This window comes from Achromobacter sp. 77 (assembly GCF_020541125.1).
Lineage (GTDB): Bacteria > Pseudomonadota > Gammaproteobacteria > Burkholderiales > Burkholderiaceae_B > Achromobacter > Achromobacter mucicolens.
Genome location: NZ_CP059848.1, coordinates 1,882,754 through 1,898,683, shown reverse-complemented (window position 1 = coordinate 1,898,683; position 15,930 = coordinate 1,882,754). Strand labels below are relative to the sequence as shown.

Genomic DNA, 15,930 nt, shown 5'->3' with positions numbered 1-15,930 from the left:
GGCTTTGTTTTATAAGTTTCAGTTGGCGCCGATCATGACGAGATTGCCATTGCCCGTCTGGACCAGCACACCTTGGGGCGTCGTCTGCGGCGGTGACACGACTGCGCCGCCGCCCACCGACAGGCGCGCCATCAGGCTGCCATCGCTGCGCGACAGGAAATGCACGTAACCATCCAGATCGCCGACAGCGAGCGCTCCCCCAAGCATAGCCGGAGCCGTGAGCTGGCGGTTCTTCAGAGCGCTCTGTTTCCAGACATTGCCGCCGTTATCGAGCGCAAACGCGTTGACCACGCTGTTCTGGTCGGCGGCATAAGCGAAGCGGTCATCGAGCGTGAGGCCACTGACGCTGGAGAAATCCTTGGTCCAGAGCGGACGGCCACCGGCGGTGACGTCAAAGCAGACGATGCGTCCCTGATAAGCAACCGCGCACAGCAGGTTGCCCGCGATCCGGGGCGCGCCCACCACGTCGGTCAGACGCTCCAGGTCGCTGGCGCCGCGCGGCGTGGCCACGGTGCCTTCCCATTGCACGTTGCCGCTATTGGAGGCGATGGCCATGATCTTGCCGCCGGGCAGGCCCGTGATGACGAGGCCTTCGGCCAGGACCATTTGCGAGACGCTGCGCAAGGCGAGCGACGGGCCGGGACGCTGCACGCTCCAGACGCGCTCGCCGCTGTTCGCGTCGAAAGCCTGGATGCGGTAGTCGCCGCTGCGCACGACGACGATGCCGTAGCCGACGACCGGCGGAATCGTGACGTCGCTGGTGGCGCGGACCTTCCACTTTACCTTGCCGGTGCCGTCAAAGGCGATGACGTCGCCGTTGGGCGAAGCGACCGCAGTGGTGGTGCCGTCGCTGCCGGCGCCCGCCGACAGCTTGCCCTCGGCCTTGGCCTTCCAGATGACGCGGCCGCTTTGCAGGTCGAACTTGCCGACGGAGCCGTCGGGCGTGGCGGCGTAGATGGCATCGCCCAGCACGGTGGGCGCGAAGCCCAGGCCCGAGCCGCTGCCGATGGACGTGGACCAGACCTGGCGCACGGACATGCCGGCCTTGTATTCGGTCAGGGGCGCCGGATCGTAACGGCCGTCGTCATGGGAGAACAAGCCACATCCGCCCAGGGCAAGCAGGCTCGCCAAGAGGACGGCGCCGCGCCACGTACGGCCAGGTGCAAATTTACGCATTACAGTCACGCTCCGCTCAAGGCATCCAGTTTCAGTTGCACAACCTGGGTCAAGGGATTGGCCGCACCCAGGCCATCGATGGCGCTCTGCCAGGCCGCGCGCGCTTCCTCGCGCTTGCCTTGCGCAGCCAGCACGTCGCCGCGGCGGTCAGCGAACAAGGCGGCGAAGGCGGCCGGCGGATTGTTCAGCTGCGCCAGCGCGGCGTCGTATTGCTTCTGGTCCAGCATCATGCCGGCCAGGCGCAGGCGCGCCACGGCTTGCATGGAGGGGTTCTTGTTCTGACCGGCCAGCCATTCGAGCTGTTCGCGGGCGCCGGCGTCATCCTTCTGCGCCTGCAGGGCCTGCGCGGCCACCAGAGCGCCACGCGCGGCGTAGCCGGTGTTGGGATACTTTTCGCGCAGCGTCGAGGCTGCGGTCTTGATACGCACCGAGGAATCGGCGCCACCCAGGCGGGCCGCGTCTTCCAGCGCTTCGAAGTAGCCCATTGCCTGGTTGGCCTGGTGCGATTCGTACGCCTTCCAGCCCCACCAGCCGCCCCAGGCCAGGAGCACTGCCGTCGCCAGCGTCAGCAGAAGCGTGCCATAGCGGGCCCACCACGCCTTGATAGCGTCGAGTTTTTCCTGTTCTTCAAGATCGTATGCCATGCGTTAACCCTTGTTGTTCAATGCGTCGGCCAGCTTCGCCAGCGGAACCTGTTGCTGCGCCGAGTCGCCCTGCCCTTCTGCGCGCAGGAACTTGACGCTGGCGGTCTGCGACGCCACTTCGTCGGCGCCAAGGATAACCGCAACGCGGGCGCCGCTGGCGTCCGCGCGCTTGAATTGGGACTTGAAGCCAGCCGATCCGGCATGCACGATGACCGACAGGCCCGCGTCACGCAGGTCTTCGCCGACGCGCGCGGCCAGGCGCTGCGCGTCCTCGCCCTGGTGCACGACGTACACGTCGCACTCGGCCGGCGCGGCGATTTCGACGCTTTGCTCCCACAGGTCGAGCAGGCGCTCCATGCCGATGGCAAAGCCCACGGCAGGCGCCGGCTTGCCGCCCAGCAGTTCGACCAGGCCGTCGTAGCGGCCGCCGCCGCAGACCGTGCCCTGGGAACCCAGGCGGTCCGTGACCCATTCGAAGACGGTCAGGTTGTAGTAGTCCAGGCCGCGGACCAGACGGGGATTCAAGCGGTATTCGATGCCGGCGTCGGTCAGGCGCTGGCACACGCCTTCAAAGTGCGCGCGGGACTCTTCGCCCAGGAAGTCGAACAGGCGCGGCGCGCTGTCGGCCATTTCCTGCATGGCGGGGTTCTTCGTGTCTAGCACGCGCAGCGGATTGCTGTACATGCGGCGCTGGCCGTCTTCGTCGAGGATGTCGCGGTGCTTTTCAAGATGCTGGATCAGGGCGGCGCGGTGCGCGGCGCGCTCGGCCGGCTGGCCTAGCGAATTCAGTTCAAGGCGCACGTCCTTCAGGCCCAGCAGCTTCCAGAGGCGGCCCAGCATGACGATGAGTTCCGCGTCCACATCGGGACCGGCAAAGCCCAACGCTTCGACGTCGATCTGGTGGAACTGGCGGTAGCGGCCGCGCTGCGGGCGCTCGTGACGGAAGACGGGACCGATGGAGTAGACGCGTTGCGGGCGATCGTAGAGCAGGTTGTGTTCGATCGAGGCACGCACGATCCCGGCTGTCATCTCGGGGCGCATCGTGAGCGATTCGCCGTTGAGCGCGTCGGTAAACGTGTACATCTCTTTTTCGACGATGTCGGTGACTTCGCCGATGCCGCGTGCAAACAGGCGCGTATGCTCAAGCACGGGCGTACGCACATTGCGGTAGCCATAGCCGCGCAGCCAGCCGCGCACGATTTCCTCGAATTGCTCCCAGCGGGCGCTTGCCCCCGGCAACAGGTCATTCATGCCGCGGATGGCGGCGACTTTCTGGAAAGCTTGAGTCATCTTGATCATGCCGTCGGCGCGCCCGAGAAGCGCGCCAATGGCTACACCCTTACTTTAGTGAGAGGCGAGCGCGCCATACCGGCGCGCAACGTATTCTTCAACGATGGCCTGGAACTCTTCGGCGATATGGTCGCCCTTGAGCGTCACCGTGCGCTCGCCGTCGACGAACACCGGCGCGGCCGGCACTTCGCCGGTACCCGGCAGGCTGATGCCGATGTCGGCATGACGGCTTTCGCCCGGCCCATTGACTACACAGCCCATCACCGCGACGTTCATCGATTCGACGCCGGGATACTGCGTGCGCCACACCGGCATCTGCCGGCGCAGGAACGACTGGATGCTGTCGGCAAGTTCCTGGAAGAACGTGCTGCTGGTGCGGCCGCAACCGGGGCAGGCGACGACCATGGGCGTGAATGCGCGCAGTCCCATGGTCTGCAGGATTTCCTGCGCAACGATGGCCTCGCGGCTGCGCTCTCCGCCCGGTTCGGGGGTGAGCGAAATGCGGATGGTGTCGCCGATGCCCTGCTGCAGCAGCACGGCAAGCGCCGCGGTCGAAGCCACGATGCCCTTGCTGCCCATGCCGGCTTCGGTCAGGCCCAGATGCAAGGGGTAGTCGCAGCGGGCGGACAAATCGCGGTAGACGGCGATGAGATCCTGCACGTGGCTGACCTTGCACGACAGGATGATGGCGTCGCGCCGCAGGCCGAGTTCCTCGGCGCGCTGGGCATTGCTGATGGCCGAGACGACCAGCGCGTCGCGCATGACGGCCTGCGCTTCCCAGGGCTGGGCGCGGCGGCTGTTTTCGTCCATCTTGCGCGCCATGAGCTCGTGGTCGAGGCTGCCCCAGTTGACGCCGATGCGCACGGGCTTGTCATAGCGGCAGGCGACTTCGATCATTTGCGCGAAGTTGTCGTCGCGGCGCTTGCCGCCCCCCATGTTGCCGGGGTTGATGCGGTATTTGGACAGCGCCTGGGCGCATTCCGGGAACTGCGTCAGCAGCTTGTGGCCGTTGTAGTGGAAGTCTCCCACCAGCGGCACGTTCACGCCCATGCGGTCGAGCTGCTCGCGGATGGCGACGACCTCGCGGGCGGCCTCGGGCGTGTTCACGGTGATGCGCACGAGCTCGGAGCCGGCCTGCGCCAGCTCCTTGACCTGGATCGCGGTGGCGATGGCGTCCGCGGTGTCGGTGTTGGTCATGGACTGAACCACGACCGGGGCGTCTCCGCCCACCGTCACGACACGATCGCCCCACTTCACCGCGACGGAACGCGTGGCGCGGCGCGCTGCGGCTCCCACCGAGGGAGGCGGCGCGTCCTGGCAAGGCAGAGAAGAATCTTGCATCGGTTGGAACCGGGTTACTTGGTCGGCTTCGGCAGCCAGTCGGCGGGCAGCCACTGCTGCGGCAGCCAACCTTGCCAGAAGGCATACGCCACGCCAGCGGCAAGCACCAGCACGATGGCGATCAGCCAGCCCCACGACGACGTGGACGAGCGGTCGTCGTCGGCGCTGGATTGGGGAATGGAATGCGCGGAATGCAGCGAGCTGGGGCTGAGCTTGGCCGGGCCGGTGGCGCGGGCCTTGGGATCAAGCGAGTCGACGATGGCCTGGGCATCGGCGCCAAGCAGCCGCGCATAGTTGCGCACGAGGCCGCGCAAGGAAACGCCGGTGGGCAGGTTGTCCCACTGCTCGTTTTCAAGGGCTTCGATCTGCTTGGGGGAAAACTTGATGCGGCTGGAGACTTCGTCGAGCGACCAGCCCTTGGCCAGGCGCAAACCGCGCAAGGCGGCGCCCACGCTGCCCACCGCGCCGGCGGACGAGTCGGAAACTGCAGAAGCGAAATCCTGCGTCATGCGTGCACCTGTTTAATTGGTATGGTCTGGCGCTGGGCGGCATTGCGCTCGGTGATCCGAGTGCGGTCCCGCACCTCTCCGGCCAGTTGGCCGCAAGCCGCATCGATATCGTCGCCCCGGGTCTTGCGGACCGTGGTGATGATGCCGGCGTCCATTAGACGCTGGGCAAACACCTTCACCCGCGCCGAGGCCGATCGCTTCAGGCCGGAGGCGGGGAATGGGTTGAACGGGATGAGGTTCAGCTTGCAGCGCACCTGGCGTGCAATGTGGATCAATTCCTTGGCGTGCTGGTCGGTGTCGTTGATGCCGTCCAGCATGCAGTATTCGAACGTGATGAAGTCGCGGGGCGCAAACGCCAGATAGCGTTCGCAGGCGGCCAGCAGCTCCTTCAGCGGGTACTTCTTGTTCAGCGGCACGAGCTCGTCGCGCAGCGCGTCGTTGGGCGCGTGCAGCGACACGGCCAGCGCCACGGGACAGTCTTGCGACAGGCGGTCCATCATGGGCACGACGCCAGACGTGGACACCGTGACGCGGCGGCGCGACAGGCCGTACGCGTTGTCGTCGAGCATCAGGCGCAGCGCGGGCAGGACCTGGTCGTAATTGAGCAGGGGTTCGCCCATGCCCATCATGACGACGTTGCTGATGACGCGGGTGTCTTCAGTGGCGCGGGCGCTTTCAAGGCGTGCCGTGCCGATGTCGGCCTCTAGCACGCGCTTGGCCCACCACAGCTGACCGATGATTTCGCTGGTCTTCAGGTTGCGGTTGAAGCCCTGGTGCCCTGTCGAGCAGAAACGGCAGTTCACCACGCAGCCAGCCTGGCTGGAGATGCACAGCGTGCCACGGTCGTCTTCGGGGATGAAGACGGTTTCGATGGCGTTGCCCTGCCCCACATCGAACAGCCACTTGCGGGTGCCGTCGGTCGAGCGTTGCTCGATGTTGACGGGCAATGCCTCGATGCGGCAATGCGTGGCAAGCTGGCTGCGGAAATCGCGGGCCAGGTCGGTCATGGCGTCGAACGAATCGGCGCCGCGCTGGTGCATCCAGCGCTGCAGCTGGCGGGCGCGAAACGGCTTGCCGCCCCACTGCCCGACCAGTTCGGACAGGGCGGAGCCGTCCAGCCCCAGCAGATTGATTCGTTCGACGGATTCCATAACCAGGTAAAACTAAAGCGCTTTCAACAACTTAAGCCAAAAATTAACGGCTGTGGATGTTGATTTCGGGGAAGAAGAAAGCCACTTCGACAGCGGCCGTTTCCGGCGCGTCGGAGCCGTGGACGGCGTTGGCGTCGATGCTGTCGGCGAAGTCGGCGCGGATGGTGCCGGCTTCAGCCTTCTTGGGGTCCGTGGCGCCCATCAGGTCGCGGTTCTTCTGGATGGCGTCTTCGCCTTCCAGGACTTGCACGAACACGGGGCCCGAGACCATGAAGTCGACCAGGTCCTTGAAGAAGGGACGGGCGGCGTGCACAGCGTAGAAACGCTCGGCGTCGGCGCGCGACAGTTGGGTCAGGCGGGCGGCGATGACCTTCAGGCCGGCTTGCTCGAAACGGGCGACGATCTGGCCGATCACGTTCTTGGCGACGGCGTCGGGCTTGATGATCGAGAGGGTGCGTTGAATGGACATAAAGGACTCCGAAAACTGATTTCTGACGGGTTTCTAGTTAATTGCCTGGTGGGGCTCTGTGCTTGCCGATGCCACGCTGGGGTGCCACCCTTGGGTGCCACATCCAGCGCCATCGCGCCGTTGGCACGCAGGAGATCCGAAACGAATGGGTGTCTCGGGCCACCCTGAACCACCGACCAAGACAGGATTCGACACTGCCGACCTGTCGGACGCATCCTGGAATGCCAGCGGGATTCCGGCTGCGCGCCAATCCAATGATTCAGCACGCATTTCCGAAGGAATCCTCAATGAATTCAGGGACTTCTAAAAGGTTTACAGTAACCCGGTATTCTAACACGCTGAGAAGACCGCATTACATCTTAAAATGAGCGGTTTGCTGCCCGCTTCCTACCCGGGCGCCCCTGTCTGCCGGAACTTAGTAATGACTCAAGCTGCTCCCCCGAACGCCGCGCCCATCGCCGGCGAAACCCCGGAACTCTCCAAGAGCTTCGAACCCTCCGAACTGGAATCCCGCTGGTATGCCGAATGGGACAAGCGCGGCTACTTCGCCGCGGGCCAGCACGTGAAAACGGGGACGGAAAGCCAGCCCTACGTCATCCAGTTCCCGCCGCCCAACGTGACCGGCACCCTGCACATGGGCCACGCGTTCAACCAGACCATCATGGACGGCCTGGTGCGCTACCACCGTATGTCGGGCGACGACACCGTGTTCATTCCCGGCACCGACCACGCCGGCATCGCCACGCAGATCGTCGTTGAAAGACAGCTCGACGCGCAAAAGGTTTCGCGCCACGACCTGGGCCGCGAGAAGTTCGTCGAGAAGGTGTGGGAATGGAAGGAGAAGTCCGGCAGCGCCATCACCGGACAGGTGCGCCGCCTGGGCGCCTCGGCCGACTGGCCGCGCGAATACTTCACCATGGACGACCGCATGTCGCGCGGCGTGGTGGAAACGTTTGTCCGGCTGCATAAACAGGGGCTGATCTACCGCGGCAAGCGCCTGGTCAATTGGGATCCCAAGCTGCTCACGGCCGTGTCCGACCTGGAAGTGCAGTCCGAAGAGACCGATGGCCACATGTGGCACATCCTCTACCCGTTCGTCGACGGTCCGCAGACCATCGTCGACAAGGACGGCCAGACCGTCACCCTGCGCGGCATGACCATCGCCACGACGCGCCCGGAAACCATGCTGGCCGACGGCGCGCTGTGCGTGCATCCCGACGATCCCCGCTACAAGCATCTGGTGGGCAAGCAAGTCGAGCTGCCGCTTTGCGACCGCAACATTCCCATCATTGCCGACGATTTCGTCGACCCTGAATTCGGCACGGGCTGCGTGAAGATCACGGGCGCCCATGACTTCAACGACTACGCCTGCGCGATGCGCCACGATCTGCCGCTGATCGTGATCTTCACGCTGGACGCGCACATCAACGAAAACGGTCCCAAGCAGTTCCAGGGCATGGAACGCTACGAGGCCCGCAAGGCGGTCGTTGCGCAGCTGGAAGCCGAGGGCTATCTGGTCAAGGTCGAGCCGCACAAGATGATGCAGCCCAAGGGCGACCGCACCGGCGTCGTGCTTGAGCCGATGCTGACCGACCAGTGGTTCGTCGCCATGAGCAAGCCCGCGCCCGAAGGCACGCTGAACCCGGGCAAGAGCATCACCGAGGTCGCGCTGGAAGTCGTGGCCGACGGGCGCATCCAGTTCTATCCGGACAACTGGACCACCATCTACAACCAGTGGCTCAACAACATCCAGGATTGGTGCATTTCGCGCCAGCTGTGGTGGGGTCACCAGATTCCGGCCTGGTACTCGGAAGACGGCCAGGTGTTCGTGGCGCACGACGAAGCAGGCGCAATCGAGCAGGCGCGCGCCGCTGGCGTCACGGGCCCGCTCACGCGCGATCCCGACGTCCTGGACACGTGGTTCTCGTCGGGCCTCGTGCCCTTCACGACGCTGGGCTGGCCGGAAAACACGCCGGACCTGCAGCGCTACCTGCCTTCCAGCGTCCTGGTCACGGGGTTTGACATCATCTTCTTCTGGGTGGCGCGCATGGTCATGCTGACCACGCACCTGACCGGACAGATCCCGTTCAAGCACGTTTACGTGCACGGCCTCATCCGCGACGCCGACGGCCAGAAGATGAGCAAGTCCAAGGGCAACACGCTGGACCCGGTGGACCTGATCGACGGCATCGACCTGGACGGCCTGGTGGCCAAGCGCACCTACGGCCTGATGAATCCGAAACAGGCCGGCGCGATCGAAAAGGCCACGCGCCGCCAGTACCCCGACGGCATCCCTGCTTATGGCACCGATGCGCTGCGCTTCACGATGGCCGCCTACGCCACCCTGGGCCGCAACATCAACTTTGACCTGAAGCGTTGCGAGGGTTACCGCAATTTCTGCAACAAGCTCTGGAACGCCACGCGTTTCGTGCTGATGAACACCGAAGGCCATGACCTGTCGGTGCCGGACGAAGGCGAGCTGTCCTTCGTCGACCGCTGGATCGTCAGCCAGATGCAGACGCTGGAAGCCGACGTCGCGCGCGGGTTTGCCGACTACCGTTTCGACAACATCGCCAACGCAATCTACCGCTACGTCTGGGACGAATACTGCGACTGGTATCTGGAACTGGCCAAGGTGCAGATCCAGACCGGCACGCCGGCCCAGCAGCTTGGCACCCGCCGCACGCTGATCCGCGTTCTGGAATGCGTGCTGCGCCTGGCGCATCCGATCATTCCGTTCATCACGGAAGAGCTGTGGCAGAAGGTGTCGGTCGTGGCCGGCAAGCGCAAGGAAGGCGTGGCCGACAGCGTCAGCGTGCAGCCCTTCCCCAAGGCCAATCCGGCCGCGGTGGATGCCGCCGCCGAAGCCGATGTGGCCGAACTGAAGGCGCAAGTCGAGGCCGTGCGCGCCCTGCGCGGCGAGATGAGCCTGTCGCCCGCCCAGAAGGTGCCGCTGTGCGCGCAGGGCGATGCGCCCATGCTGACCCGCAACGCGCCCTACCTGGCCGCGCTGGCCAAGCTGAGCCAGGTTGACGTGCTGGACGTGCTGCCCGACGCGGGCGCGCCGGTGCAGGTCGTCGGCGCCAGCCGCCTGATGCTGCACGTCGAGATCGACGTCGCCGCCGAGCGCGTGCGTCTGGACAAGGAAATCGCCCGCCTCTCCGGCGAGATCGCCAAGGCCCAGGGCAAGCTGTCCAACGCCAGCTTCGTCGAGCGCGCGCCCGCCGCCGTCGTGGAACAGGAAAAGGCCCGCATGGCGCAGTTCGGCGAAACCCTGCAGAAGGTGCAGGAGCAGCGCGCCAAGCTCGGCAACTGATCCTCGCGCCGCCCCAGAAACCCCGGACATTGTTCCGGGGTTTTTGTTTGGGGACAGCCGGGATTCAGACCCCGCCGTCCGTCATCCGGTACCAGCTGACCACCGCATTGACGTACAGGCGGCGCAGCGGATAAAGCGGAAACGGCTTGATGGCCGACAGCGGCACGGGCAGCGCATTGGCATCGCCCGTGACCACGTACTGCGCCATTGCGGCCCCCATGCAGGTCTGCAAGCCGACGCCGCGGCCCTGGCAGCCGATGTCCACTAGCAGCCCGGGCTGCGGTTCATGCAGATGCGGCAGATAGTCGCGCGTGACGGCCACCCTGCCGCACCAGCGGAACTCGAACGGCGTGCCGGCCACCTGCGGGAACATCTTGACCATCACGCGCTCCAGATGCGCCCAATCCGCCTCGCCCTTGGGCTCGCGAAAAGGACCCCGGCCGCCCATCAAGAGGCGGCCCTGATGATCCAGACGAAAGTACAGCAGCAGATTGCGCGTGTCGGACGTGACGTGGCCCTCGGGAAATATCCCGGCGCGGATGCGGTCGGGCAGCGGCACGGTGGCCACCTGAAACGTGTTGGCGTCGATGATGGACGGCTTGAGGCCGGGCCACAGGCCGCCGCCATAGGCGTTGGTGCACATCACCACGCGATCGGCGCTGACCGATGGCCCGCGCGCCGTGGACACTGTCCACTTGCCGCCGTCGCGCGCCAGGCCCGTGACGGGCGTGTCGGTGTGCAGGGTCGCCCCCGCGTTCAGCGCGGCGCGCGCCAGGCCGCGCGCGTAGCTCAGCGGCTGCACCGCGCCCGCCCGCCGGTCCACCCATCCGCCCAGATACTTGTCCGTGCCGATAAGCCGGGCGACCTGCGCCCGATCCAGCGGTTGCGCGTCCACGCCCAGCCGCGCCCATTGCGCCGCGCGGCCTTGCGCGACGCGCAGCGCGTCGGGCGTGTGCGCGCCCTGGATCCACCCCTTGCGCACGCGCGGCACGTCCATCGCGTGGCGCTCGATCAGATCAAAGACCGCGTCCGCCGTCCCGCCGGCGAACCGTGTCAACCGCTCGCCGCGCTCGGGGCCGAACATCGCAATCAGATCGTCAGGGTCGTATTTCAAGCCCGGAATGACCTGCCCGCCATTGCGGCCCGAGCCGCCAAAGCCGATCTCGCGCGCCTCCAGAAGCACGACCTTGACGCCACGCTCGGCCAGGTGCAACGCAGTGGACAGGCCGGCGTAGCCGCCGCCAATCACGGCGACGTCGGCCTGCGTGGACGCGTCAAGCGGCCCGGTGGGCGGCGGCGGCGCTGCGGTGGCCGCCCATAGTGACGGGGAAAGCGGAAACGGCGTTGGCTGCATGGGGCGTCCTTACATGGGGTGCAACACACGCCGCAGGAAGTCCTGCGTGCGCGGATGCTGCGGATGATTCAGCACTTCCCGGGCGGCGCCCTGCTCCACCATGACGCCGCCGTCAAAGAACATGACGCGGTCGGCGACCTCGCGCGCAAAGCTCATTTCGTGCGTCACGACGACCATCGTCATGCCGGCCTCGGCCAGCTTGCGCATGACGCCCAGCACGTCGCCGACCAGTTCGGGATCAAGCGCCGAGGTGGGCTCGTCGAACAGGATCGCCTTCGGTCTCATTGCCAGCGCGCGCGCAATCGCCACGCGTTGCTGCTGGCCGCCCGACAACTGGTTGGGATGCGCGTTTTCCTTGTCCGCCAGGCCGACGCTGGCCAGCAGTTCGCGGCCGCGCTCCACCGCCTGGGCGCGCGGCTCTTTCTTGACGAAGATCGGGCCCTCGATGACGTTTTCCAGCGCCGTGCGGTGCGGAAACAGGTTGAAGCGCTGGAACACCATCGCCACCTGCGTGCGGATCGACACGATGGAAGGCGAATCGCAATCGACCAGCTCGCCGTCGACTGTGATACGGCCGGCGTTGTAGCGTTCCAGTCCGTTGATGCACCGCAGGATGGTCGATTTGCCCGAGCCGGATGGCCCCACGACACACACGACCTCGCCCTGCTCGACCTCGGCGTCGATGCCCTTGAGGACTTCAAGCGGCCCAAAGCTTTTCCTCACGCCTTGCAGGCTGATCATTTGGTTGCGCTCCGTTTTTCCAGATGCCGCACCAGCAGGATGAGCGGCACGCACATCACCAGGTACATCAACGCGACCAGCGTGAACACCGTGGCGTTCTTGAACGTCGACACGGCGATGAGCTTTCCTTGCAGCGCCAGTTCGGCAACGGTGATGGTGGATGCCTGCGACGAGTCCTTGAGCATCATGATCATGATGTTGCCGTAAGGCGGCAGGACGATCTTCACGGCCTGCGGCAGCACGACGCGGCGCATCGTCAGCCCCCAGCCCATGCCCATGGCCATGGCCGCCTCGATCTGGCCGCGGTCGATCGCCTGGATGCCGGCTCGGAAGTTCTCGGCCTGATAGGCCGAATACGCGACGCCCAGGCCGATGATCGCAGCCTGCACCGCGCTCAGCGACACGCCCATGTCCGGCATGACGAAGTAGATGTAGAAGAGCAGCACGATGATGGGAATGCCGCGCAGCAGATTGACCAGGCCGGCGCTAAAGCCCGACAGGTATTTGTTGCCCGACACCCGCATCAAGGCCCAGACCAGCCCCAGCACCGTCGACAGCGCCAGCGAGCCCAGCGTGACCAGGATCGTGAGCTTGGCGCCCTCCAGCAGTATCGGCATGAACTCTGCCGCGTCCTTCATGAATTGCATCATGCGTCCACCACCCCCAGAAGACTGCCCGCGTCGCGCTCCGGATGCGCGGCGTCCGCCGGCGGGTTTGATCGCGCCGGCGGGATTTTTAACGAATGCTTGCGCTACGAACGCCCGGCCGGCCTCACGCGCCGCCCAGGCCCCACTTCTTCAGGATGGCGTCGATGGCGCCGTCGGCCTTCAGCTTGGCCAGCGCCTTGTTGATGCGATCAAGCAGCTCGGTGTCTTCCTTGCGCGTGGCCAGCCCCAGGCTGCCCATGATCGTGGGCTGGTAGGACTGCGCCATCTTCAGATTGGGGTAGTTGCCTTGCGACAGCACATACGCGGCAATGGGATAGTCCATGAAGCCGCCCTGGATCCGGCCGGCGTTTGCGTCGCGCATCATGTCGGGCGGATTGTCGTAGAGCTTCACCTCCTTGAAGACGCCGCTCTTCTGGATGGGCTCGACGAAGGCCGTGCCCACCTGCACGCCTACCGTCATGCCCTTCATGTCGGCGAACGACTTGTACTCCTTGTTGTCGCTCTTGAGCACCATCAGGCCTTCGCCATAGCGATAGACGGGCTCAGAGAAGCTCACCACCTGCTGGCGCTGAGGCGTGATGAACATTGCCGCCGACACGATATCGATGCGCTTGGACGTCAGCGAGCCGATCAGCGCGGAAAACGCCATCGGCTCGATCTGCACCGAGAATCCGGCCTCCTTGCCGACCGCCTTCACAATGTCGACCATCACGCCCTCGATGCTGTTCGTCTTGGTATCGAGAAACGTGAAAGGGCTGCCGGTGGGCGTGGATCCCACCTTCAATACCGTCTGGGCTTGGGCGCCCGCCGCCATGGACAATGCTGCGAATACAGAGACAACCAGGGTCTTGAATTTCATGACATATCCTCATCGTGGCAAAGAAGGCCGGGCCGCGCCTGGCGCGCCCGGTGGCGGCCCGCTCCCCTCGCGTGCCGCCGCATGGGTGCTGCGCGCTCAGGGCGCTTGTGACGTGTCGTCCTCCGCGGCTTGAGTGATGTTGGAGATGGCCCAGATGACCTCGGTCGTCTGGGACCCCGGATTGCACCAGCGGCGCGGCGTGCTGCTGGCATAGCAGAAGCTGTCACCCTCCTGCAGGCGGATGACGCGGTCGCCGACCCACAACTCCAGCACGCCCTTGATCACCACGCCGATCTGCTCGCCCTGCCCGGTCACAAAAAGCTCGCTGCCGGTGGAGCCACCGGGCGCGATGGAGGCGCGGCACAGATCCATGCTGCGGCAGGCGGCGGGCGTGTACATCTCTTTGCAGATGCCCTTTTCCTTGAGGTCGATGTAGCGATGCGTGCCCGCGCGCGCCACGCGCCCATCTTCCTCGCCGCCCGTGTGCTCGGCATTGCGCAGCAGGGCATTGACCGACACGCGAAACTCGCGCGCCAGGAGATGAAGGACTTTGACGGAGGCCGAGCTCAGCCCTCTTTCGATCTGGCTCAGAAGGCCCAGCGACATGCCGCAAGCCTGGGCGACGTCAGCGAGCGACCGTCCATGCTGCTTGCGCAGCTGACGCAGTTGCTGGCCCAGCCATAGATCGACGGCCGACTCCGGCCTGTCCGCCCGGGCGGGTGACGACGGTGCTGCACTGGCACGACGAACGGCGGCTGAGCGGCTCATATGAAAATTTCATGTGCATGTAATTTTCAATACTAAGGAGCAGCGAAAACGCCCACAATCTAGGACCTTCCCTAGCGTTGTGGGCGTTGCGGATGGGCCGCGATGACCGTCAGGCGGCGCCAGAGGGATCGGACGGCTTGCGCGGCCGGCGACGCCGGGATGATCCCGGCTCGGCGGGTAGCGGCGTCCCGGCCAGCTCGGCCAGATATCGCTCGTCAAGCTTGCTTAGCCAGCCTTTCTCGCGCGCGGTCGCGATGAGCTCAGGCCGGCGCGCCGCGGTCAATGACAATGAACGCTCGCGCCGCCAGCGCGCGATATTGGCGTGATGACCGCTCAACAAGGCCGCCGGCACCGCTTCGCCTTCGTACACTTCGGGGCGTGTGTAATGCGGGCTGTCCAACAGGCCGGACATGGTGTCATTGAAGGAGTCCTGCAGCGCGGAATCCCCATCGTTGAGCACGCCAGGCAAAAGGCGCACCGCGGCATCGATCACGGCGAGCGCCGCGATCTCACCGCCGGACAAGACGAAGTCGCCAAGCGAAATCTCTTGCGTGACGCAGCGATCGATGAAGCGCTGGTCCACGCCTTCGTAGCGTCCGCAAATGAGAATGAGGCCATCGCTGGCGGCCAATGCCTCGGCGCCAGCCTGGTCATAGCGCCGGCCCACCGGGGCCAGCAACGCCACCGGGGCGGGACCAAGCCCCTGTCCGGCGCGCGCCTGCTGGGCGGCGTTGACGGCGGCTTCCAGCGGCCCCGCCATCATGACCATGCCGGGACCGCCACCGTAGGGGCGGTCGTCGACGGTGCGATGGACGTCATGCGTGAAATCGCGCGGATTCCAGGCATGCAGTTGCCACCGGCCTTGGGCATGGGCCCGGCCGGTGACCCCTAGGTCGCGCACCACCCCGAACATGTCGGGAAATAGCGTAACGACGTCGATACGCATCAAAAATCCGCGGGCCAGTCGCTGTCGATGCGGCGCGCGGCCAGATCGACGGCATGGATGTGCGCGCGTACGAACGGAACAAGCATTTCGGCCGGCCGGCCCTTGGCGTCCAGGACGGGTTCGGGACTCTCGCCCTCGCCCTTCTGCAGCAGGACCTTCAACACGGCATGCGCGCCGTTGTCGAGGACCTCGCTTACCACGCCGATTCGCGTGGGTTCGCCGCTGGCGCTGGAGTACAGCGCGCAACCAATGAGATCGACCCAGTAGTATTCGTCTTCGTCGGGCGCGGGAAACGAACCGCGCGGCGCTTGCACGGAATGTCCGCGCAGCGCTTCGGCCTGATCGCGATCCGTGATGCCCTGCAGTTGCGCCACGACGGTGGCTCCCTGCGAACGGGCTTGCAAGATCTTGAATGCGACAGGCGCAGACGCGACAGCGCCCCGCGCCAATTCAGGCACAGGGCGAGTCAACCACCATTGAGACGCTGAGAGCAGCACTTCGGCGTTGGCCGAATGCGGCTGCACTTTAACCCAGCCTTTCACACCGTAGGCTGCAGTAATGCGGCCCAGCTCGACCAAATCCGTAGGCGCCGCGTTGGAGGTTGCGGCATCAGGCATTTATCGTGCTCTTTATCGGCTTGGATAGCGATGAAGCAGCTAGGAATGTCAGCTTGCAAGCGCAGGGCTTTCAGCGTGGAA

General features: G+C 65.4%; 15 protein-coding genes. 1 reads left to right on the top strand and 14 read right to left on the bottom strand.

Annotation, left to right across the window (positions count from 1 at the left end; translation table 11 throughout):
• Positions 1–18: 18 nt before the first annotated feature.
• From bamB to ndk, 7 genes are read right to left on the bottom strand one after another with little or no spacing between them, the layout of a single operon-like run.
• A complete protein-coding gene (bamB, locus tag H4P35_RS08755) occupies positions 19–1,176 on the bottom strand; it encodes an outer membrane protein assembly factor BamB (RefSeq protein ID WP_226848653.1) in 1,158 nt (385 codons plus the stop codon).
• Between the two features lie 5 nt (positions 1,177–1,181).
• A complete protein-coding gene (locus H4P35_RS08750; RefSeq protein ID WP_056315703.1) occupies positions 1,182–1,820 on the bottom strand; it encodes a tetratricopeptide repeat protein in 639 nt (212 codons plus the stop codon).
• A 3-nt stretch (positions 1,821–1,823) separates the two neighbouring features.
• Entirely contained in the window at positions 1,824–3,110 is a 1,287-nt protein-coding gene (gene hisS, locus H4P35_RS08745) for a histidine--tRNA ligase (RefSeq protein ID WP_175157100.1), read from the bottom strand.
• Positions 3,111–3,164: 54 nt separating this feature from the next.
• Positions 3,165–4,451 carry a flavodoxin-dependent (E)-4-hydroxy-3-methylbut-2-enyl-diphosphate synthase gene (gene ispG, locus H4P35_RS08740; protein WP_062842031.1) on the bottom strand — a complete coding sequence of 429 codons (1,287 nt, stop codon included), beginning with the start codon at positions 4,449–4,451 and terminating at the stop codon, positions 3,165–3,167.
• 14 nt (positions 4,452–4,465) lie between these two features.
• Complete coding sequence (locus H4P35_RS08735) at positions 4,466–4,960, bottom strand: RodZ family helix-turn-helix domain-containing protein (RefSeq protein WP_226848651.1); 495 nt, start codon at positions 4,958–4,960, stop codon at positions 4,466–4,468.
• Positions 4,957–6,111 carry a 23S rRNA (adenine(2503)-C(2))-methyltransferase RlmN gene (rlmN, locus tag H4P35_RS08730; protein ID WP_056315692.1) on the bottom strand — a complete coding sequence of 385 codons (1,155 nt, stop codon included), beginning with the start codon at positions 6,109–6,111 and terminating at the stop codon, positions 4,957–4,959. The genes H4P35_RS08735 and rlmN overlap by 4 nt, the downstream gene beginning before the upstream one ends.
• 43 nt (positions 6,112–6,154) lie before the next feature.
• Entirely contained in the window at positions 6,155–6,580 is a 426-nt protein-coding gene (gene ndk / locus H4P35_RS08725; RefSeq protein ID WP_056315689.1) for a nucleoside-diphosphate kinase, read from the bottom strand.
• Between the two features lie 421 nt (positions 6,581–7,001).
• On the opposite strand from ndk, the gene H4P35_RS08720 reads away from it, so the two are divergent.
• Positions 7,002–9,896, top strand: a complete 2,895-nt coding sequence (locus H4P35_RS08720) for a valine--tRNA ligase (RefSeq protein WP_226848649.1) — start codon at positions 7,002–7,004, stop codon at positions 9,894–9,896.
• A gap of 64 nt (positions 9,897–9,960) precedes the next feature.
• On the opposite strand, the gene H4P35_RS08715 is transcribed toward H4P35_RS08720, so the two are convergent.
• The 7 genes from H4P35_RS08715 to rimM all read right to left on the bottom strand — a co-directional run bounded on the left by H4P35_RS08715 (position 9,961) and on the right by rimM (position 15,849).
• Positions 9,961–11,250, bottom strand: a complete 1,290-nt coding sequence (locus tag H4P35_RS08715) for an FAD-binding oxidoreductase (protein ID WP_226848647.1) — start codon at positions 11,248–11,250, stop codon at positions 9,961–9,963.
• A 9-nt stretch (positions 11,251–11,259) separates the two neighbouring features.
• Positions 11,260–11,991, bottom strand: coding sequence for an amino acid ABC transporter ATP-binding protein (locus tag H4P35_RS08710; protein WP_056315684.1), 732 nt, complete (start codon positions 11,989–11,991; stop codon positions 11,260–11,262).
• On the bottom strand, positions 11,988–12,641 hold the full coding sequence (locus tag H4P35_RS08705; protein WP_062842033.1) for an amino acid ABC transporter permease: 654 nt from the start codon (positions 12,639–12,641) through the stop codon (positions 11,988–11,990). The genes H4P35_RS08710 and H4P35_RS08705 overlap by 4 nt, the downstream gene beginning before the upstream one ends.
• Before the next feature lie 121 nt (positions 12,642–12,762).
• Complete coding sequence (locus tag H4P35_RS08700; protein WP_056315679.1) at positions 12,763–13,518, bottom strand: ABC transporter substrate-binding protein; 756 nt, start codon at positions 13,516–13,518, stop codon at positions 12,763–12,765.
• Between the two features lie 96 nt (positions 13,519–13,614).
• The gene (locus tag H4P35_RS08695; protein ID WP_226848645.1) at positions 13,615–14,286 is read right to left on the bottom strand and encodes a helix-turn-helix domain-containing protein; all 672 of its coding nucleotides are present in this window, start codon (positions 14,284–14,286) and stop codon (positions 13,615–13,617) included.
• 109 nt (positions 14,287–14,395) lie between these two features.
• Complete coding sequence (gene trmD, locus H4P35_RS08690; RefSeq protein WP_226848643.1) at positions 14,396–15,232, bottom strand: tRNA (guanosine(37)-N1)-methyltransferase TrmD; 837 nt, start codon at positions 15,230–15,232, stop codon at positions 14,396–14,398.
• Positions 15,232–15,849: a ribosome maturation factor RimM gene (rimM, locus tag H4P35_RS08685; RefSeq protein ID WP_226848642.1), complete on the bottom strand. Its 618-nt coding sequence runs from the start codon at positions 15,847–15,849 to the stop codon at positions 15,232–15,234. Before rimM ends, trmD begins: the two co-directional genes overlap by 1 nt.
• Between the last annotated feature and the right edge of the window lie 81 nt (positions 15,850–15,930).